Raw genomic sequence first — 19,094 nt, forward strand, 5'->3', positions numbered from 1 at the left:
CATCCCCAGCATGGTCGACTCGTCGCTGGCGCCCGAAGGCAAGCACAGCGCAACGATCTTCACGCCCTACTTCCCCACCGGTCTCGACGCCGACGAAAATCGCAGCTGGAAAGAGCAATACGCCGACACCTGCGTACAAATCTTCGACACGTACGCGCCCGGATTCGCCGACTCCGTCACCAACCGCGTCGTGTTCTCCAACCGCTACTTCGGCAGCACCTTCAGCGCGCACGCCGGTGACTACTCGCACGGCCTGCTGCAGCCCAATCAACTGTGGACCGGCCGCGTCGTCGAAGGGGCCGACAAGTTCGCCACCCCGGTCGACGGCCTCTACCTGTGCGGCCAGTGCACCCACCCCGGCCCGGGAGTCACCGGCATCCCCGGATGGAACGGCGCCGAAGCCGCGCTCAAGCATCTCGACGTGCGCGTAGCCCCGGCGTAGGCAAAGCGCCATCGTTCATGTACCATTTGGTACATGTTTAGCGAAGACGGCATCGAGATCGACGCCGCACCGGAACTGGTATGGGATGTCTTCACCGACGTCGAGCACTGGCCCGACTGGACCGCCTCGGTGACCTCACTAGTCGGGCTCGATGGACCCGAACTCGCTGTAGGCAAACGGTTTGCGATCAAACAGCCCGGCATGCAGAAGCTGGTCTGGCAGGTCACCGAGCTCCATCCCGGCTCGTCCTGGACCTGGGTGCAACGCTCCCCCGGCGTACTCGTGACCGCGCGCCACGATGTCACCGCCGGGCCCGGCGGCCGCACCTTGGTACGCCAGCAACTTGACCAACGCGGTGTCCTGGGAGCTCTCGTCGGGCGGCTGATGGCCCAGAAGACCAAGCGCTTTCTCGAGCTGGAGGCCCAGGGCCTCAAGGCCCGCTCGGAGCAGCTGCGCCGGGCCAATGGTCCGCACTCCTGACCTGCAGCGGCGCCGACAGCTTCTCGATGCGCTGATCGACGAGTTCGCCGACGGCGGCATCGGCGACCGCTCACTGCGCGAAGTGGCCGGCGCCGTCGGCACCAGCCATCGAATGTTGCTGCACCACTTCGGCTCTCGTGAGGATCTATTGCTGGCCGTCGTCGAGGAGGTCGAGCGCCGGCAGATGGGCCTACTCGGTGAGCTGCCCACGAACCCAGCGATTGGTTTCGCAGCCATGTGGGCCGACCTGCGTCGGCCCGAGCTACGCCGGCTCGAAAGCCTGTTCTTCGAGTGTTACGCACGCGCCGCCCAGGGCGAAAAGCCCTTCGCCCGAATGACTCCGGACGCGGTCAACGGCTGGCTCAGCGCGGTCGAGGCGGCAGCGCCCGGCTCGACCGACCCCGCGATGACGAGGCTCGGGCTGGCCGTCACCCGCGGGCTGCTGCTGGACCTGGTCGCCACCAACGACGATGCCGGTGTGGACGCTGCCGCAGAGGCTTTCGTTTCTCTGCTGCGCGGCAAGGGCGGTGACACGTATCGACCTCGATGAGGCCGAACAATTCTTAACGATGCTTCAGCCGGCGGTGTGGACGATCAGGACGTCCATCTTGGCCCTGCGGGAGACTTCGGAGGGGACCGATCCCAGCAGCCGTCCGGCGACGCTGGCGAGCCCGACGTTGCCGACGACCATCAGGTCGGCGTCGAGCTCCTCTGCGAGTTGCACCAGCGCGGTGATGGGGGCACCGACGATCGCCTTCTCCTCCACGTTCTTGGCCCCGGCTTGGTGCGCCCGCTCCCTGGCGTTGTGCAGGATCGCGTAGTAAGGGGCCTCGCCCACCGTCCGGTAATCCTGACCGTGGTCGCTCCCCGGCGGGATGGCGTAGCGTCCGCGTTCCTCGGGGACTGCGGATGTGCCGTCGCAACGACCAATTTCGCGCCGTGATCCGCCGCGATAGCGGCCGCGCGGTCTACCGCACGCAGCGACGAGTCCGAGCCATCGGTGCCGACCACGACGGTCTGATAGGCGCTCATAAGTCCCCTAGTGTAGAGCTCACAGCAGCCACCGCCGAACCCTTTCCGTGTGAATCGGTGCGAACCCCAAAGAATTGGTACTCGTCGGGTTTGATCGACCGGGTCCCCCGCCAGTACTGCCAGGTGTAGCCACCCCACAGCACGGTGTTCTTACCGTGCGCATCGAGATACCAGCTGCTGCATCCGCCGCGGCTCCACACCGAGTCCTTCAGCATCTCCTGAAGCTCGTCGTTGAATTTGTCCTGCGCAACGCGGCTCGGTGCCAGACCCTGGGCACCGTATTTGTCGCAGGTCTTGATCGCATCGGCGACGTAACGGATCTGGGACTCGATCATGAACACCACCGAGTTGTGCCCCAGCCCAGTGTTGGGGCCGAGCAGGAAGAACAGGTTGGGCATCTCGGCCACGGTGATGCCGCGGTGCGCACCGATGCCCTCCCGATTCCAGCGGTCGACCAGGTCCTCACCGTGGCGTCCCTTGATCTGGACATAGGTGTAGGAGTCGGTGACGTGGAAGCCGGTGCCGTAGACGATCACGTCGGCCTGGTGCTCGGTGCCGTCGGCGGTGACGATCCCGTCGGGCGTGATCCGGCCGATGCCGTCGGTGATCAGTTCGGTCTTCGGGTCCGCCACGGCCTGGTAGTAGGTGGAGGAGTTCAGGATCCGCTTGCAGCCGATGCGGTAGTTCGGGATCAGCTTGCGGCGCAGCGCGCGGTCCTTCACGGCGCGGCGAATGTTGTATTTGCAGTACGCCTCAATGAATTTCAGCAGGTTCGGCCGCTTGGTCATCCCGACGGCCAGCGCCTCCTGCCCCCAATAAATCACCAGCCGCACCAGTGCCCGCAGCCCGGGGACGTTCGCCATGGCCCGGCGCACCGCTATCGGGAGATCAGGATTCGACCTGGGGACCACCCACGGCGGAGTGCGTTGGTAGAGCTGCAGTTCGCCGACCTGTCCGACGATTTCCGGCACGATCTGGATCGCACTGGCGCCGGTGCCGATCATCGCCACCCGCTTGCCGGTGAGGTCGACACTGTGATCCCACTGCGCGGAATGGAAAGCGGGACCACGGAATTCGTCGCGACCCTCGATCTCGGGGATCGACGGGATATGCAGCGCGCCCGCGCCCGAAATCAGGAATTGGGCGATGTATTCACGTCCGTCGGCGGTGAAAATATGCCAGCGGTTTTCTTCGTCGTCCCAATGTCCGCGGTCGACGAGTGAATTGAACTCGACGTAGCGGCGCAGCCCGTATTTCTCGGTGACTCCCTTGAGGTAGTCCCAGATCTCGGGCTGATACGAGAAGGGGTTCTTCCAGTCCGGCTTGGGCTCAAACGAGAACGAGTACAGGTGCGACGGGATGTCGCAGGCGCACCCGGGGTAGCTGTTGTCGCGCCAGGTGCCGCCGACATCGTCGGCTTTCTCCAGAATGACGAAGTCCACACCCTGCTGTTGCAGCTTGATTGCCATACCCAGACCGGAGAATCCGGTCCCAATGATCAGCGCGCGGGTGTGCACCGGCGTCGGGGCCTCGGGCCCCGGAGCCGGGTTTGCTTCGGCTTGTGTCAATGCATCGGTCACAGTGGATCGGTCTTTCTATCGGCCGGTCAGCTCGTACGTCGGCTGGCGCAGCTAATTAGAGACCCCCGCCTAGCTAACGTAAATACCCAGTACCCAAGGTATCGGATACGACGAGTGTTATCGATGCCCGAGGCGATGTCAACGCCGTCGCCGCAGCTCAGCTCGCGGCAGGATTGCTTCGCACGGCGCTGTGGATCGGCTGGTCGGGGTCCACCACGATGCCCAGCGCCTCGGCGGTGCCGACGATGACCCCCATCATGATCGTGGTCAGATGGGCGACGAACTGTTCGCGCGGCATCCGGCGCGGGCTGTCGAGTTCGCCCAACCACCACTCGGTGGACGACGCGGCCGATCCGAAGGCCGCATGTGCGGCCAGCTCGAAGGCCGCGTGATCCAGCTTCATGTCCCTGAGCTCGTTGTCGAACATGTCGGCCATGGTCAACATGATCTGACGACCCTCGTCGAGCGTGCGCACCGTCGATTCGGTGGTCGCTCCGGAACGCGCCGAGATGAAAACACGCAGCACGTTGGGGTGCTTGTCGACGAGAGTGACGTATTCGTCGACGCTGCGCCGGACGATTTCGCGGGCCGAGTCGGTGGCCAAATTGATCGACGGGAAGATCGCCGCCCACAGCATGTCGCGCAGCTGCTCACCGATCGCCTGGAACAGATCGGACTTGTCGTGGAAGTGGCGGTAGATCTTCGGCTTGGCGGTGCCGGCCTCTTCGGCGATCTCACGCACGCTGAGCTCGGGCCCCAGCCGGTCGATAGCGCGAAACGCCGCCTCGACGATTTCGCTGCGCACTTTCTTGCGGTGTTCACGCCAACGTTCGCTGCGCGCGTCGACCTTGGCCCCCGGCTTCACGCTCGGGTGGGGTCGAGGAATTCTCACCACAATCACGCACCTTACCCCGTTGTGCCCGCTGACCTGCGCAGACTGCTATGCATGTACGTATCTGTTTTTCGGCATGCCCTAACGACCCGGCCCAGTTTCGCCAAATGTCGCTGCTCGGCGGCATCAGCGCGGCGCGCGCAGTACCTCGCTGGGCAAGCGGCCGAACTCTCGCCGGTAGTCGGCAGAGAACCGGCCGAGATTACCGAACCCCCACTGGTAGGCGACGGCCGCCACCGTAACCCCGTCCTCGACGGACGCCTGCCGCAGGTCGGCGTGCGCCCGAGCGAGGCGGATGGACTTCAGATACGACATGGGTGTCGTATCCAGGTGCTTGCGAAAGGCGTCCTGCAGAGCTCGAGTGCTCAACCGTGCCGCGGCCGCGACGTCACTGATCCGGACATCCTCGGCCGCGGCGACCTCCAGATAGGCGACCGCACGACGAACGGCCGGCGGCCTGACGCCACCGCTCGAACCCGCATCGACCGCGTGCACAATCCCGGGATAGGCCTCGACGATGCTCGCGACCAATATCCGACGCATCTGGGCGGACAGTAGCGCCCTGGACGCCAGCAACCCGTTCGGTCCGGCATTCCGGAGCAGAAATTGCATCACCTTCGCGACGGTCGCTGTTCGCGGCTTGCTCGGGCGCCAGCTCAACGGAAATCGGACCGCGGCGGGCTCACTCGCGCCGGTGAACTCGGCAACAGCGTTCTCGAACTCGGTACGGCGAATTCGCGCGTGGAAAAGATTGCAGTTTTCTTCCCAGCGCAGCCGATAGGCCGTGTGCGCGTCCACCACCACGTGTTCACCGGGCAACACGAGCCGTTCCCCAGTCTCGGCACGGACCGCGAACTGGCCGCTAATCTGCTGCGACACCAGGACGAAGTCGTCGAACGTAGACGAATCCATCAACGTCGTACCCGACCCATACGACAGGGAGTAAACGCCTAACCCCCTGTTGCCTCCCTCGGCGTGCCGCGCACGGAACGCCGACAAGCTGCCTTTGACGGTGAGGCTGTGCGGACAGTAGACAGACGCGATTTGGGCTCGCGCGTCTTCCGGATCTGAGGTATCGATCCGGAGACGCAGACCATCGAGCATGAGGCCCTCCCACTGATGGCGGGGACAACTTCAATCGAGTCTGCGCGGGTGCTGCGCAATTCACCTATGGGTATTAGGCCGTTCTGTCCACAAAATGCGACACGGTGCGCCGTTCGAGCTGGCTCGTGCTGCCGAGCAGAAGCATTCTCGCGGCCACCGGCATTGGCAACATCGTTGGCGTCAAGGGATATCCGCGTATTCGACCGGCACCACCCGTCGTCGGCTGCTCGTGCGCACTGGCCTGGAGCGAATCAGTCTGGGCCACCAGAAGAATGGTCCGAGCAGACGGGCAATGGCGGGTGTGATGAACGAACGCACGATGAGTGTATCGAGCAGCAGGCCAATGCCGATCGTGGATCCCATTTCGCCGACCGACACCAATTCGCCTGAGACCATTGCCATCATGGTGACGGCGAAGACCAGACCGGCGGTGGTGACCACTTTGCCGGAGTTAGCGATCGCTCTGATCAGACCGGTGTTCAAACCTGCTTTGCTTTCTTCGAGGTAGCGGGCAATGAGCAGCAGGTTGTAGTCCGAACCGACTGCCACCAGGATGATGAAGGTGAGCGGCAGGCCCAGCCAGCTCATGGGGATGCCGAGCAGGTGCTGCCAGATCAGGACCGACAGGCCAAACGCTCCCGAATAGGAGAACGCCACCGTTCCAATGATGACCAACGCCGCGATCATGCTCCTGGTGATGAGCAGCATCACCAGGAAGATCAACGTGAATGCTGCTGTGGCCGCAATGATCAGGTCTGTTTTGGCCGCGTCCTGAATATCCCAGTACGTCGTCGCGGCGCCGCCGAGATATACGCGTGCTCCGCCGAGCGTGGTCCCTTTCAACGCCTCCTCGGCGGCCGGCAGATAGGTCTGGTCGTGATGGATACCTTGGGCCGTGAGCGCTTCACCGTCGTGGTAGATCATGTATCGGGCAGCTTTGCCGTCCGGGGACATGAAAAATTTCAGGTCGATACGAAAAGAGGGATTTGCGAACGCATCTGGTGGCAAATAGAAGAACTCGTCGTTCTTCGAACTGTCGAACGCATAGCCCAGATCAATCATCTGACGGCTCAGCTCGTCCAGTTGAGCCAACTGGGGTTCTATCGTGCTGTGCTCGGCCAGGACCACCTGGTGGAATTGGTTGAGCTGGTCAACGTTGTGGCCGAGAAGTTCGACCAGTTGCGGCATCACCGAGTCCTGAATCAGTGCAGCTTTCAGATTCTTGTCCATCTGCTCGTCCAACTGATCGATCTTGTCGGTCGCGTCGAACAGAGAACGCAGTGACCAGCAAAGCGGGATGTCGAAACAGTGTTTCTCCCAGTAGAAGTAACTTCGGATCGGGCGCCAGACATCGTCAAAGTCGGCGATGTTGTCCCGCATCGAATCAGTGACGTCTTTCATGCCTTGAGCGGCTTCGGCGGCGATGTGAGCCGCGCCGGCCTGTTGCGACGTCAACTCCTGCTGATGACGCATCAGACTCGTCATGCGGTCCGTGATGTCGGCCATGTCGGTGAGCCGGGTGTTGAGGTCGGTGAGGAACGGCAGGATCTCTTTGATCTTCGTGCCCATCGAGCCCATCGTGTAAGTGAACGACGAATGCTCTAGCGGCGTTCCTAGCGGCCTGGTGACACTCTGAATCAATCCCACACCCGGTGAGTGCGTGCCACCCGGTCCAGCGCGATCATGTCCGTGCTGTTGCGCATGTCGTGATCGGATTCGACCATGAGCATGTCGCCGTTCAGCCTGCTGACCGGGAAATGCCGGTCGCTCGCGGCATATCCGAGCTTCGACGGGCTGTCATCGGCGATGTAGATGCGGTCGTCGTAATTGGGGCGATAGGTGGGAAGCGTCAGCGATCCCACCAGCACCACCAAGCAACTTGCCAGCAGGACCCGGCCGGGCCACCGGACCGTTACCGTGCCGACTTTGCGCCAAATTGCGGTTCCGGCTTTATGTTTCGGCTCGAAGATCCCGAAGCGGCTGCCCAGCGCCAACACAGCGGGACCGAAGGTCAGGGCAGCCGCAACTGCGGTGAGCACAGCCACGGCGCAGGGAATCCCACAGGTATTGAAGTAGTTGAGCCGGGTGAACTTGAGGCAGAAGGTTGCGCCGGCAACGGCGAGACCAGATCCGAGGATGACGTGGGAGACGCCGTTGACGGCCGAGTAGTACGCGGTTTCCCGGTCTTCGCCCGCGTGGCGCGCTTCGTGGTAGCGGCCGATCAAAAAGATCGCGTAATCGGTACCCGCGCCGAGGATCAGGGACACCAGAAGGTTCGACGCGAACTCGGAGATCCCAATGAACTTGTGAAAGACCAGGAAGGAGACGATGCCCCGCCCGCAGTTCAATTCCAGCATCACCATGAACAGGACGAGCAGCGCGGTTTTGATCGAGCGATAAACGACCAGCAGCATCACGGTAATGAGAACGATGGTGACGAACATGATCATGATCAGGCTCTCGTTGCCGGCTTGGAGCATGTCCGCCGACAGCGGTGCCGAACCCGAGACGTAAACCTTCAGCCCGGGCGGAGTTTTGTTCTGCGAGACCAAATCTCGCACGGCCTTGATCGATTCGTCCGATACCGCGGAGCCGAGATTGCCGGCGGTCCGTACCAGCGTGTAGGACGCTTTTCCGTCGTTGCTCTGCACTCCCGCGGCGGTCGTTCCTTGGCCCCACAGGTTCATGACATATTGAACGTGCTTGTCCTGCTGCAGTTTTGCGACCAAGTCGTTGTAGAACAAGTGGTCGGCGTCGTCCAGCTTGTGCGCACCCTCTAAGACGACCATCACCAGGCTGTTGCTGTCCGACTCCTTGAACACTTCCCCGATGTGGATGAGTGCCTGGGATGACGGGGCGTCGATCGGGACCAGAGGACCCCGGCCTGCCTCGGTGACGGGCTCTAGCTGCGGAACGGCCACGTTGAGTACAACCATGAGCGCGATCCACGCGAGGACCACGGGCACGGCGAACTTGCGGATGGTCCGCGCGACGAACGGTTTGTGCACATCGGTGGCGCTGTCGTGGTTCATGCGGACAGCACCTGGCACCAGACGCCGGCATGCTCGCCCGTTGCCGTGTGTTCGGAGCGCACCTGCCCGTCAACGGTGATGCGGCAGCCAATGTTTCCTCCCGCCACCTGCGCGGTGATATCGGCTGTAGCCGTAGTCAATACAGTTATTTCCGTATGCGTCCAGGGCAACACCGCGAGGTCGACCGCGATCGCGCGAGAGTTCACGTCCCAGTAGCTGACCCTGCCCCACCCCGCTAAATCACCGAAGAGGTCGTATTCGATGCGTTTGGGATTGAACTGAGCTATCGAGAATTTGCCGCCCGGGCTTCGGGTGCGGTCCTGGGAGCCGAAGATCCCGTGAGCGGAGTCGATGACAATTCCCGCCAGGACGGCAACGACGACCACAAGCGCGGGCAGCCACAGCCTGCTGACCAGTCGCCGACGTATGGAATCGGTCATGAGAATGCCCCTCCTCCGGGCATTTTCAATGAAAATCCAACTCGCGCCAGCCCGGAACCGCGCGAGTGATTGGTATAGGGATACTGAGAAAGCCGGCCGTCACAGCGCGTTAGGTGCGCAACCCGTTCAGCATCCGCGTAAAACTTGCCAGCTCGACGAAGCCATCCGCGGTGGGAGCGCTCCGTCCGGCCGCGCGGAAGACACCGGCGAGGTCCGCACTACGCGTCCGCCAGCCACGCTCGGACAGATACGCGACAGGATCTGCGTACTGGCCGGCGAAAGTCAGGCTGCGCAGATCTATTTCGGGGTCCCGGGCGTTCCATGTCGCATGATGCTTGCTAAGGCTTTCTCCGAGCGCGTCGGCTCTGGGGCTGTCCACGTAATCGGCTTCGAGTTGACTGCCAGAAGCACTCAATGTGGTAATCGCATCGAATATCTCGTTGTGTGCCTCGGGTGGCAGAAACCCGATGAGCAGCCCCTCGATGATCCATACGGTCGGCTGAGTGTCATCGAAACCCGCTTGCCGCAACGCCGTTGGCCAGTCTTGGCGCAGATCGATACCCACGTGGTGGTGCCCCTGCGCCGGGGGCCAGCCCAGGTGAGTCAGGACACTGCGCTTCCACTCAATTACCTGCGATTGGTCCACTTCGTAGATGGACATCGCCGCTGGCCAAACCAAACGATGGGCACGGCAATCCAATCCAGAGGCCAGGATCACCGCTTGCCGAATGCCGGACCGGCATGCATCGAGGACGAAGCCATCGAGACTCCTGGTGCGCATGCCGAAGTACGCTGGCATCCAGTCGACCTCGAGGTCCTCGAATCCGATTGTGCCGTCCACTAACTGGGTGAACAGTTTCAATCCGACCGCTCGCACCAAGATCTCGGCGAACGGATCACAGATCAGCGGATCGGTTTGCCTGCTGGCGACGGCCCGCGCCGCGGCCACCATCGTGGCCGTCGTGCCTACGCCGGTCTTGAGGTCCCAACTATCGTCACGGGTCCGTGTCATTGCTAGCCCCTTTGGATCATCTGGCGGCTGAACGAGTCTCGATCGTTCAGGCCGCTTTCTGCCGCAAAGGTAGGGCTATGGCCGCCGCGGGTCTACCCGAATCGCGCGGTGATGGCCGAAAAACGCGCTCGGCGCGCCACGGGGCGCCAACTCGCAGTGACCGAGTGTGAACTGCCCAACGCGACGCGCCGTCGAACCAGCGCTGTGACTTACAGCATGCAGGACACGCAGCCCTCGACCTCGGTTCCTTCCAAGGCCATCTGCCGCAGTCGGATGTAGTAGAGCGTCTTGATTCCCTTGCGCCAGGCGTAAATCTGCGCCTTGTTGACGTCGCGGGTGGTGGCGGTGTCCTTGAAGAACAGCGTTAGGCTCAGCCCCTGATCGACGTGCTGGGTGGCCGCGGCGTAGGTGTCGATGATCTTCTCGTAGCCGATCTCATACGCGTCCTGGTAGTACTCCAGGTTCTCGTTGGTCATGTACGGCGCCGGGTAGTAAACCCGCCCAATCTTGCCTTCCTTGCGGATCTCGACCCTCGACGCGACCGGGTGAATCGAGCTCGTCGAGTGGTTGATGTAGGAGATCGACCCCGTCGGCGGGACTGCCTGCAGGTTCTGGTTGTAGATGCCGTGCGTTTGCACCGACTCCTTCAACCGCTTCCAGTCGTCCTGCGTCGGGATGCGAATCTCGGCATCGGCGAACAGCTGACGGACCTTGTCGGTCGCGGGCTCCCACACCTGTTCGGTGTATTTGTCGAAGAACTCTCCCGACTTGTACTTCGACTGCTCGAAACCACCGAATGCCCTACCTCGTTCGATCGCAATGCGATTCGATGCCCGCAGCGCGTGATACAGCACGGAGTAGAAGTACATGTTGGTGAAATCAACGCCTTCTTCGGAACCGTAGAAGATGCCCTCGCGAGCCAGGTAGCCGTGCAGGTTCATCTGCCCGAGCCCGATCGCGTGAGAGTCGTTGTTGCCCTGTTCGATTGACGGTACCGAGGTGATGTGAGTCTGGTCGCTCACCGCAGTCAGCGCACGGATGGACACCTCGATTGTCTGCGCGAAGTCCGGCGAGTCCATCGTCTTGGCGATGTTCAGCGACCCGAGGTTGCACGAAATGTCCTTGCCCACCTTGGCATAGGACAGGTCGTCGTTGAACAACGACGGTGTGGACACCTGCAGGATCTCCGAGCACAGGTTGGAGTGGGTGATCTTGCCCTCGATCGGGTTGGCCCGGTTCACCGTGTCCTCGTACATGATGTACGGGTAGCCGGACTCGAACTGCAGCTCGGCCAGCGTCTGGAAGAACTCCCGCGCCTTGATCTTGGTCTTGCGGATGCGCGCGTCATCGACCATCTCGTAGTACTTCTCGGTCACCGAGATGTCGGCGAACGCCGTGCCGTAGACCCGCTCGACGTCGTAGGGCGAGAACAGATACATGTCCTCGTTGTTCTTGGCCAGCTCGAAGGTGATGTCGGGAATCACCACCCCCAGGCTCAGGGTCTTGATCCGGATCTTCTCGTCGGCGTTCTCGCGCTTGGTGTCCAAGAAGCGGTAGATGTCAGGGTGATGCGCGTTGAGGTACACCGCACCCGCACCCTGGCGCGCGCCCAGCTGATTGGCGTAGGAGAACGAATCCTCGAGCAGCTTCATGATCGGGATGACACCCGAAGACTGGTTCTCGATGTTCTTGATCGGCGCGCCTTGCTCACGAATGTTGGTCAGCAGCAACGCAACTCCCCCACCGCGCTTGGATAGCTGCAGTGCGGAGTTGATCGAACGCCCGATCGACTCCATGTTGTCCTCGATGCGCAGCAGGAAGCAGCTCACCGGTTCCCCGCGCTGCTTTTTGCCCGAGTTCAAGAACGTCGGGGTGGCCGGCTGGAACCGCCCTTCGATGATCTCGTCGACCAGCTTCTCTGCCAGCACCGTGTCGCCGGCGGCCAGGGTCAGCGCCACCATGACGACCCGGTCCTCGAAGCGCTCCAGGTAGCGCTTTCCGTCGAACGTCTTGAGCGTGTAGGAGGTGTAGTACTTGAACGCGCCCAGGAACGTCGGGAACCGGAACTTCTTGGCGTAGGCACGGTCCAGCAGCGTCTTGACGAAGTTGCGCGAGTACTGGTCAAGAACCTCACGCTCGTAATAGTTCTCGCGGATCAGGTAGTCGATCTTCTCGTCCTGATTGTGGAAGAAGACCGTGTTCTGGTTGACGTGCTCCAGGAAGTACTGACGCGCCGCGAGAACGTCTTTCTCGAACTGAATCTTGCCGTCCTTGTCGTACAGATTCAGCATGGCGTTCAGCGCGTGGTAGTCCGTCTCTTCGGGCAACACATGCGTGCCAGCGGTTATAGGCTCTGCAGCGACGGTTGGTGGCACGTCTGTTCCTTCCAGAATTCAATAAGGCCCACGCGAACGGCTTCCACGTCGTCCGGGGTTCCCATCAGTTCAAAGCGGTAGAGGTAGGGCACGCCACATTTGCGGGAAACCACGTTGCCCGCGTAGGCGAATTCTGCACCGAAGTTGTTGTTGCCCGCGGCGATGACGCCGCGGATCAACGACCTGTTGTGCTCGTTGTTCAAAAAGGCGATGACTTGCTTGGGGACGTAGCCACCGTTGTCGATGTCCGGCGTAGCCCGACCGCCGCCATACGTGGGCAATATCAATACGTACGGTTCGTCGACCTCGATACGGCCACGCAGCGGGATTCGGGTGGCGGGGACACCCAGCTTCTGCACGAAACGGTGGGTGTTCTCCGACACCGAGGAAAAATAGACCAGGTTGCGCTGCGTGATGTCCATGGCACCGCAACCTCCTTACTTGCTCATCTACTGCACTACGCGCTCAGCGCGGCTCCGGCAAGCGCCTTGATGCGATCGGGCCGGAAGCCCGACCAGTGGGCATCTCCTGCCACCACGACGGGGGCCTGCAGATAACCCAGTGCCATCACGAAGTCGCGCGCCTCGGCGTCCAGGCTGATGTCGACCTTCTCGTAAGCAAGACCCTGCTTGTCGAGAGCCTTGTAGGTGGCGCTGCACTGCACACATGCCGGCTTGGTGTACACGGTGATGCTCATGGAAGCCGCTCCTCTGCGGGGAAGGAAGGTCGGGAGTTTTATTACGGACTGGCAACTGCTTGGGGCACTACATCGCCGCTATGTTCAGCGATCCGTCAAGCCCCCGGATTCCCGTCTTGCGGCTGTCAGGCTGAACGACCTGGCTAAGCCGATTTCGGGAGGTTCAGTGGGCCTTGCGAGCTTCGTGAACCTGGGATCTGCCGGCTCCCGAAACACTACACCTAGTGGCTGACAAGATGTCGAGATACAACATGTTCTGAATAACAATTCTGAAATTCCCTGGTCGTAAGCGCTGTCGCGCAGCCACGCCCCGGCGTGTCGCAGATCACAAACCCGGCCCAGAACGCTCATGCGTACTGGTATAGCAGCGGCCACCGACAACCCGGGTGCCGCCGTCGTGCTTGCCCGCAGCTAGCAAAGCCGCCAGCACTAGCTGGCGGCTTTAACTATTAACTTTCCGGAACGCTGCTGGTCACCCAGCGAACGCCTTGTTGGCTTCTACCAATTTCAGGCAGCCAAATTCAGCCGACTTCGGCCGCGAGCTTGCCGACGGCGTCGCGCACATTGGCCACTAACTCGGCGTGCTCGGCGGGGGCCTTGCCCTCCAAAGTTGCGAACGGCACCGACAGTTTGACCGCCTCGACGACCCGGGCGCCGGCGATGCCGAACGACTTGCGGGTCTCGTCGTGCGCCCAAACTCCGCCATATCGGCCGAAGGCCCCGCCGACGACCGCCAGCGGCTTGTCCTTCAACGCGCCGTTGCCAAATGGGCGAGACAGCCAGTCGATCGCGTTCTTGACGACGGCCGGAATGCTGCCGTTGTACTCGGGGGTGACCACCAGCGCGGCGTCTGCCGCAGCCGCCGCGGCGCGTAGTGCATCCACCGGAGCCAGCGCAGCAGCCTCGGGGTTCATCGAGTCATCGATCTCCTCGTTGTAGAACGGAAGCTCGGCCAGACCTTCGAACACGGTGACGATGACATCGTCGGGCGCCACGTCAACCGCCAGTTCGGCGATCTTGCGATTTATCGATGCCGCGCGCAGGCTGCCCACCAACGCCAGGACCTTGATCTCTGCCACTGTTTCGTTTCCCTCCGGTTGTTGGTCTACATCTTCGCACGGGTTAAGCGGACTATAGTCCGTTTTATTCCAGCCGCGTTAAAGTGCAGGGGTGAGCGGTGTCGAGCGATTGGGCGAGTTGCGTGTGTCGGCTCCGCGCGAGCTACCCCAGGAACGGGGCGACGCCGCGCGCAACCGGGAGCTGCTGCTGCAGGCGGCCCGCCGTTTGGTCGCCAAACGCGGCGCCGAAGCGGTCACGATGGACGACGTCGCCGCGGCTGCCGGCGTCGGCAAGGGCACGCTGTTCCGCCGGTTCGGCAGTCGGGCCGGGCTGATGATGGTGCTGCTCGACGAGGACGAGCGCAGCAGTCAGCAGGCCTTCCTGTTCGGGCCGCCACCGCTGGGGCCCGACGCGCCGCCGATGGATCGACTGGAGGCATTCGGCCGCGATCGCCTGCGCTTTGTCCACACCCATCACGCACTGCTGTCGGCGGCCAAAGGCGAGCCGCTCACCCGCCACGTCGGGGCCGCAGCGGTGCAGCGCACGCATGTGCGGGTGCTGCTGCAAGCGGCCAACACCAGCGGCGATCTCGATGTGCAGACCGACGCGTTGCTGGCCTTGCTAGACGTGGATTACGTTGAGCACCAACTGAATTACGGCGGCCACACTCTTGAGACGCTGGGCGATGCCTGGGAGAGTCTGGCGCGCAAGCTATGCGGACAGTGACCTGACCGACATGGTCGCACCGCCATCCAGTTGGGTCCTGCACGTTGATCTCGATCAATTTCTGGCCTCGGTCGAACTGCGCCGTCATCCCGAACTGGCTGGGCTACCCGTCATCGTGGGCGGCAGCGGTGATCCCACCGAGCCGCGAAAGGTCGTCACCTGCGCGTCGTACGAGGCTCGTGAGTTCGGGGTACACGCGGGCATGCCGTTGCGCACCGCCGCTCGGCGCTGCCCGCCAAACTCAGGCGCCACCTTCTTGCCGTCGGATCCGGCCACCTACGACGAGGCGTCCGACCAGGTGATGGGGCTGCTACGCGACCTAGGGCACCCGGTCGAGGTATGGGGCTGGGACGAAGCCTACCTGTCGGTGACGCATGCCGATCCCACTGAAGTCGCGGAAGAGATTCGCGCCGTTGTCTTTTCAGAAACCGGACTGTCTTGTTCGGTCGGCATCAGCGACAACAAACAGCGCGCGAAGGTGGCCACCGGCTTTGGGAAGCCGGGCGGAGTATTTGTGCTCGCCGACGCGAACTGGATGGACGTAATGGCCGATCAGCCGGTCGACGCGCTGTGGGGCGTCGGCCCTAAGGCGGCGAAAAGGCTTGCGGCCCTGGATATCACCACGGTACGAGAGTTGGCCAACAGTGACGCCGAGGTCCTGACGTCCACCTTCGGACCACGCACCGGCCTGTGGCTGCTGCTGCTCGCCAAGGGCGGCGGCGACGCGGAGGTCAGCGCCAAACCGTGGGTCCCGCGCTCTCGCAGCCATGTCGTCACCTTCCCGCGCGACCTCACCGACCGCTCCGAAATGGACTCGGCTGTCACACAATTGGCGAGGCGCGCGCTGGATGAAGTTGTGGCATCGGCCCGCACTGTTACCCGGGTCGCGGTCACCGTGCGTACAGCGACGTTCTACACCCGCACCAAGATTCGCAAGCTGCCGGCGCCAACTACCGATCCTGACGTCATCGTCGCAGCGGCGCTGGGCGTCCTGGATCTGTTCGAACTCGACCGTCCGGTCCGGCTACTCGGGGTCCGGCTCGAATTGGTGCTGCCGGCCTAGCTGGGCCGGGCTGGGCCGAAGCGCCCGCGTGAAGATGACGTTAACCTGCCGCATCGCCACGCTGTAAGGCCACCACGCCAGCCGCTTGAATGCGTAGAGCGCCCGAATGTCCTGAGACGTGTAGATCAGGTATCTGTTCTTCGCGACGCCCGCCATGATCTTGTCGGCAGCCTTTTCCGGTGACACCGCATGACCGCTAAAGCGGTCGATCCACCGGCTGACCTTGGGGTCCTCACGGTCGACGCCGGCGATTTCGACGGTATTGACCAGCGGCGTCCTTACCGCCCCGGGTACCACGACAGAGACCCCGATGCGGTGCCGGGCCAGGTCGAAGCGCAGCACCTCGGACAGGCCACGGAGTCCGAACTTGCTGGCGCTGTAGGCCGCATGCCACGGCAGCGCGACCAGCCCGGCCGCCGACGACACATTGACAACATGCCCACCGCGGCGCGCCACGACCATTGGGGGAACAAACGATTCGATGACGTGGATCGGGCCCATCAGATTGATCTCGACCATCTTGGTCCACTGCTCGTGGCTCAGCCGATCGACGGTGCCCCAGGCCGATACGCCGGCGATGTTCATCACGACGTCCATGCTCGGGTGCGTGGCGTGGACGTCGGCGGCGAACGCCGCGACCTCGTGATAGTCGGCGATATCCAGCACCCGGTGCGCCGGCACCTGAGACCCCAGCGCACGGGCATCGGCCACGGTCTGCGCCAGCCCGTCCGCGTCGCGATCCGTCAGAAACAGCTCGGCCCCGTGCGCCGCCAGCCGCAACGCGGTAGCCCGGCCGATGCCGCTGGCCGCGCCGGTGACAAGACAGCGCTTCCCTGCGAAGTACCGCGCGGATCCCCGTTGCGCCATGAGGGTGACGATACCGCCGGTACCGGCTGGGCCGCGTTATCCCCGGCCGCCACCCCACAAGGAGTTGAGCCACAACTGCTCGAGCAGGCGAATGCGACGGTCGATGTCGTCGTCCGCTCCGCCGATAAACGCCGGGTCACCGCTGAGCATCAGCGCGGTGGTACCGGTCAGGGTGCGCACCAGGGTCGTGATGTCGTCGCTGATCGGACTCGCGGTCCCGGCCTTCATCTCGGCGTCGACGATGGCAACGATCTCGCGCACGACCTCGTCGAACTGCTGATCGAGAATGCCCCGGATCTCGATATCGGTGTAGCGGGCCGCATTACAGGCCGCCATCACCGGGTCGTTGTGCGCGTAGACGGCGGCGGCGCTACCCACCATCCGCTTGGCGAACTGCTCCGGTGACTCGTCGGGACGGCGGGGAGCGAAAAACTGCGTGAGTTCTTCGAGCTCCTGGGTGGCTTCGGCCACGATCTGCGCGAGCACCGCGTACTTGGAGTCGAAGTAGAAGTAGAAGCCGGACCGGCCCACCCCGGCGCGAAGGCTGATGGTGCTGACCGACAGCTCCGCGAAGGGCCGCTCCTGGAGCAGTTCACGTACCGCGGCCATGATCGCCTGCCGGTGCTTGTCGCCACGTCGTCGAGTGGCCGACTCACCCGGCTCCGCGTGGCTGCTCATCCCCTGACCTTGCACCACACCACTCCAAATACAAACTTGACAGCCGTCAACTTTGTATCGAAGGATAGTGGCAAGTGACGGATGTCACCAGCCCCGGGTCCGCAAAGGAGCGTCCATGCCCGCCACCATCAGCACGCCGCATTACCTGCTTGACCAGGCACGGCGCCGGTTCACCCCGTCGATCAACAACTTTCCCGGTATGGGGATGGTCGAGCGCAAGCTGCTGAATACTCAGTTCGAGGAGCGCAAACTCGCCGACCCACCGCCGGGCAGCGGCCTCAAGGCGGCCGTCGGCGACGCGGGACTTCCGGTCATCGGGCACATCATCGAGATGCTGCGGGGCGGACCCGACTATCTGATGCACCTCTACCAAACCAAGGGGCCCGTGGTCTTCGGAGATTCACCCGTGCTGCCGGGCATCGCCGCCCTGGGCCCAGATGCCGCGCAGGTCGTCTACTCCAACCGCAACAAGGACTTCTCGCAGCAGGGCTGGGTTCCGGTGATCGGTCCCTTCTTCCACCGCGGCCTGATGCTGCTCGACTTCGAAGAGCACATGTTCCACCGGCGGATCATGCAGGAGGCCTTCGTCCGCTCCCGGCTGGTCAGCTACGTCGAGCAGATGGACAAGGTGGTCTCGCAGACGATCGCCAGCGACTGGGTGGCCAATGACGCGCGCTTCCTGCTCTACCCGGCAATGAAGGAACTGACGCTCGACATCGCGTCGATGGTGTTCATGGGCCACGAGCCGGGCACCGACCACGAACTGGTGACCAAGGTCAACAACGCGTTTGCGATCACCACGCGCGCGGGCAACGCGATCATCCGCACTCCCGTGCCGCCGTTCACCTGGTGGCGTGGACTCAAGGCCCGCGAATTGCTGGAGAACTACTTCCGCGACCGAGTCAAGGAACAGCGGGCCACCCAAGGCGACGACCTGCTGTCGGTGTTGTGCCGCACCGAGGACGAGGACGGCAACAAGTTCTCCGACGAGGACATCGTCAACCACATGATCTTCCTGATGATGGCCGCACACGACACGTCGACATCGACGGTGACGACGATGGCCTATAACCTTGCCGCCCACCCGGAATGGCAGCAGCGCTGCCGCGAAGAATCCGACCGGCTCGGCGACGGGCCCGTCGACATCGAGTCGCTGGAGAAGTTGGAGTCACTCGACCTGGTAATGAACGAGTCGATCCGGCTGGTGACCCCGGTGCAGTGGGCCATGCGGCAGACGGTGCGCGACACCGAACTGCTGGGCTACTACATTCCCAAGGGCACCAACGTCATCGCCTACCCGGGCATGAATCACCGGCTCCCCGAATTATGGACGGACCCACTGAAATTCGACCCGGAGCGGTTCACCGAGCCACGCAACGAGCACAAACGGCACCGCTATGCGTTCACACCGTTCGGCGGGGGCGCCCACAAGTGCATCGGCATGACGTTCGGGCAGTTGGAGATCAAGACGATCCTGCACCGCCTGCTGCGCCGCTACCGGTTGGAGCAACCCCGCCCGGGCTACAAGTGCGAGTGGGACTACGGCGGGATGCCGGTGCAGAAAGACGGCATGCCGATTATGTTGCGCCCGATCTGAACTCGAGTACCCGCGAGC

At 62.9% G+C, this 19,094-nt stretch carries 17 protein-coding genes and 2 pseudogenes; 6 read left to right on the forward strand and 13 right to left on the reverse strand.

The features are described from left to right. Positions 1-10 precede the first annotated feature (10 nt). The 3 genes from DB708_RS04305 to DB708_RS04315 are packed head-to-tail and all read left to right on the forward strand — an operon-like array spanning position 11 to position 1,472. On the forward strand, positions 11-442 hold the full coding sequence (locus DB708_RS04305) for a phytoene desaturase family protein (RefSeq protein ID WP_108920724.1): 432 nt from the start codon (positions 11-13) through the stop codon (positions 440-442). A gap of 33 nt (positions 443-475) precedes the next feature. Continuing rightward, complete coding sequence (locus DB708_RS04310; protein WP_108920725.1) at positions 476-922, forward strand: SRPBCC family protein; 447 nt, start codon at positions 476-478, stop codon at positions 920-922. After that, entirely contained in the window at positions 906-1,472 is a 567-nt protein-coding gene (locus DB708_RS04315) for a TetR/AcrR family transcriptional regulator (protein ID WP_108920726.1), read from the forward strand. Before DB708_RS04310 ends, DB708_RS04315 begins: the two co-directional genes overlap by 17 nt. A gap of 24 nt (positions 1,473-1,496) precedes the next feature. On the opposite strand, the pseudogene DB708_RS04320 reads toward DB708_RS04315, so the two are convergent. The 11 genes and pseudogenes from DB708_RS04320 to DB708_RS04370 form a co-directional block, all read right to left on the reverse strand. Further along, positions 1,497-1,954, reverse strand: a pseudogene (locus DB708_RS04320) (universal stress protein). Beyond that, positions 1,951-3,522: a flavin-containing monooxygenase gene (locus DB708_RS04325; RefSeq protein ID WP_235616641.1), complete on the reverse strand. Its 1,572-nt coding sequence runs from the start codon at positions 3,520-3,522 to the stop codon at positions 1,951-1,953. The pseudogene DB708_RS04320 and the gene DB708_RS04325 overlap by 4 nt, the downstream one beginning before the upstream one ends. A 169-nt stretch (positions 3,523-3,691) precedes the next feature. After that, positions 3,692-4,429 carry a TetR/AcrR family transcriptional regulator gene (locus DB708_RS04330; protein ID WP_108920981.1) on the reverse strand — a complete coding sequence of 246 codons (738 nt, stop codon included), beginning with the start codon at positions 4,427-4,429 and terminating at the stop codon, positions 3,692-3,694. A gap of 123 nt (positions 4,430-4,552) precedes the next feature. Further along, positions 4,553-5,530 carry an AraC family transcriptional regulator gene (locus DB708_RS04335; protein WP_108920728.1) on the reverse strand — a complete coding sequence of 326 codons (978 nt, stop codon included), beginning with the start codon at positions 5,528-5,530 and terminating at the stop codon, positions 4,553-4,555. Between the two features lie 180 nt (positions 5,531-5,710). Beyond that, positions 5,711-8,562 (reverse strand): annotated as a pseudogene (locus tag DB708_RS04340) (MMPL/RND family transporter). Further along, positions 8,559-9,002: an MmpS family transport accessory protein gene (locus tag DB708_RS04345; protein WP_108920729.1), complete on the reverse strand. Its 444-nt coding sequence runs from the start codon at positions 9,000-9,002 to the stop codon at positions 8,559-8,561. The pseudogene DB708_RS04340 and the gene DB708_RS04345 overlap by 4 nt, the downstream one beginning before the upstream one ends. A gap of 109 nt (positions 9,003-9,111) precedes the next feature. After that, positions 9,112-10,014: an SAM-dependent methyltransferase gene (locus DB708_RS04350; RefSeq protein WP_108920730.1), complete on the reverse strand. Its 903-nt coding sequence runs from the start codon at positions 10,012-10,014 to the stop codon at positions 9,112-9,114. 209 nt (positions 10,015-10,223) lie between these two features. Continuing rightward, positions 10,224-12,389, reverse strand: a complete 2,166-nt coding sequence (gene nrdE / locus DB708_RS04355) for a class 1b ribonucleoside-diphosphate reductase subunit alpha (protein WP_108920731.1) — start codon at positions 12,387-12,389, stop codon at positions 10,224-10,226. Beyond that, a complete protein-coding gene (gene nrdI / locus DB708_RS04360) occupies positions 12,359-12,811 on the reverse strand; it encodes a class Ib ribonucleoside-diphosphate reductase assembly flavoprotein NrdI (protein ID WP_108920732.1) in 453 nt (150 codons plus the stop codon). Before nrdI ends, nrdE begins: the two co-directional genes overlap by 31 nt. 35 nt (positions 12,812-12,846) lie before the next feature. Then, the gene (locus DB708_RS04365) at positions 12,847-13,086 is read right to left on the reverse strand and encodes a redoxin NrdH (RefSeq protein WP_108920733.1); all 240 of its coding nucleotides are present in this window, start codon (positions 13,084-13,086) and stop codon (positions 12,847-12,849) included. 521 nt (positions 13,087-13,607) lie between these two features. Further along, complete coding sequence (locus DB708_RS04370) at positions 13,608-14,165, reverse strand: NAD(P)H-dependent oxidoreductase (RefSeq protein ID WP_201263417.1); 558 nt, start codon at positions 14,163-14,165, stop codon at positions 13,608-13,610. 91 nt (positions 14,166-14,256) lie between these two features. Here DB708_RS04370 and DB708_RS04375 point away from each other — a divergent pair, with 91 nt between their 5' ends. Next, on the forward strand, positions 14,257-14,871 hold the full coding sequence (locus DB708_RS04375; protein ID WP_108920734.1) for a TetR/AcrR family transcriptional regulator: 615 nt from the start codon (positions 14,257-14,259) through the stop codon (positions 14,869-14,871). Positions 14,872-14,881: 10 nt separating this feature from the next. After that, positions 14,882-15,934 (forward strand): DNA polymerase IV, encoded by a 1,053-nt coding sequence (locus DB708_RS04380; protein ID WP_108920735.1) that lies wholly within the window; start codon positions 14,882-14,884, stop codon positions 15,932-15,934. Here the strand turns inward: DB708_RS04380 and DB708_RS04385 are convergent. Both DB708_RS04385 and DB708_RS04390 read right to left on the reverse strand, forming a co-directional pair. Further along, entirely contained in the window at positions 15,896-16,801 is a 906-nt protein-coding gene (locus tag DB708_RS04385) for an SDR family oxidoreductase (protein ID WP_108920736.1), read from the reverse strand. The two genes, DB708_RS04380 and DB708_RS04385, sit on opposite strands and share 39 nt — an antisense overlap. Positions 16,802-16,837: 36 nt before the next feature. Further along, positions 16,838-17,479, reverse strand: coding sequence for a TetR/AcrR family transcriptional regulator (locus tag DB708_RS04390; RefSeq protein WP_108920737.1), 642 nt, complete (start codon positions 17,477-17,479; stop codon positions 16,838-16,840). Positions 17,480-17,594: 115 nt separating this feature from the next. Between DB708_RS04390 and DB708_RS04395 the strand changes: the two genes are divergently transcribed. Next, positions 17,595-19,076: a cytochrome P450 gene (locus DB708_RS04395; RefSeq protein WP_108920738.1), complete on the forward strand. Its 1,482-nt coding sequence runs from the start codon at positions 17,595-17,597 to the stop codon at positions 19,074-19,076. Positions 19,077-19,094 lie beyond the last annotated feature (18 nt).

Source organism: Mycobacterium montefiorense (assembly GCF_003112775.1).
Lineage (GTDB): Bacteria > Actinomycetota > Actinomycetes > Mycobacteriales > Mycobacteriaceae > Mycobacterium > Mycobacterium montefiorense.

Bases quoted from the DNA above. Each gene is read 5' to 3' on its own strand.
- DB708_RS04305 (WP_108920724.1), top strand. From the start codon at position 11: ATGGTCGACTCGTCGCTGGCGCCCGAAGGCAAGCACAGCGCAACGATC.
- DB708_RS04310 (WP_108920725.1), top strand. From the start codon at position 476: ATGTTTAGCGAAGACGGCATCGAGATCGACGCCGCACCGGAACTGGTA.
- DB708_RS04315 (WP_108920726.1), top strand. From the start codon at position 906: ATGGTCCGCACTCCTGACCTGCAGCGGCGCCGACAGCTTCTCGATGCG.
- DB708_RS04335 (WP_108920728.1), bottom strand. From the start codon at position 5,530: ATGCTCGATGGTCTGCGTCTCCGGATCGATACCTCAGATCCGGAAGAC.
- DB708_RS04345 (WP_108920729.1), bottom strand. From the start codon at position 9,002: ATGACCGATTCCATACGTCGGCGACTGGTCAGCAGGCTGTGGCTGCCC.
- DB708_RS04350 (WP_108920730.1), bottom strand. From the start codon at position 10,014: ATGACACGGACCCGTGACGATAGTTGGGACCTCAAGACCGGCGTAGGC.
- nrdI (WP_108920732.1), bottom strand. From the start codon at position 12,811: ATGGACATCACGCAGCGCAACCTGGTCTATTTTTCCTCGGTGTCGGAG.
- DB708_RS04365 (WP_108920733.1), bottom strand. From the start codon at position 13,086: ATGAGCATCACCGTGTACACCAAGCCGGCATGTGTGCAGTGCAGCGCC.
- DB708_RS04380 (WP_108920735.1), top strand. From the start codon at position 14,882: ATGGTCGCACCGCCATCCAGTTGGGTCCTGCACGTTGATCTCGATCAA.
- DB708_RS04385 (WP_108920736.1), bottom strand. From the start codon at position 16,801: ATGGCGCAACGGGGATCCGCGCGGTACTTCGCAGGGAAGCGCTGTCTT.
- DB708_RS04390 (WP_108920737.1), bottom strand. From the start codon at position 17,479: ATGAGCAGCCACGCGGAGCCGGGTGAGTCGGCCACTCGACGACGTGGC.
- DB708_RS04395 (WP_108920738.1), top strand. From the start codon at position 17,595: ATGCCCGCCACCATCAGCACGCCGCATTACCTGCTTGACCAGGCACGG.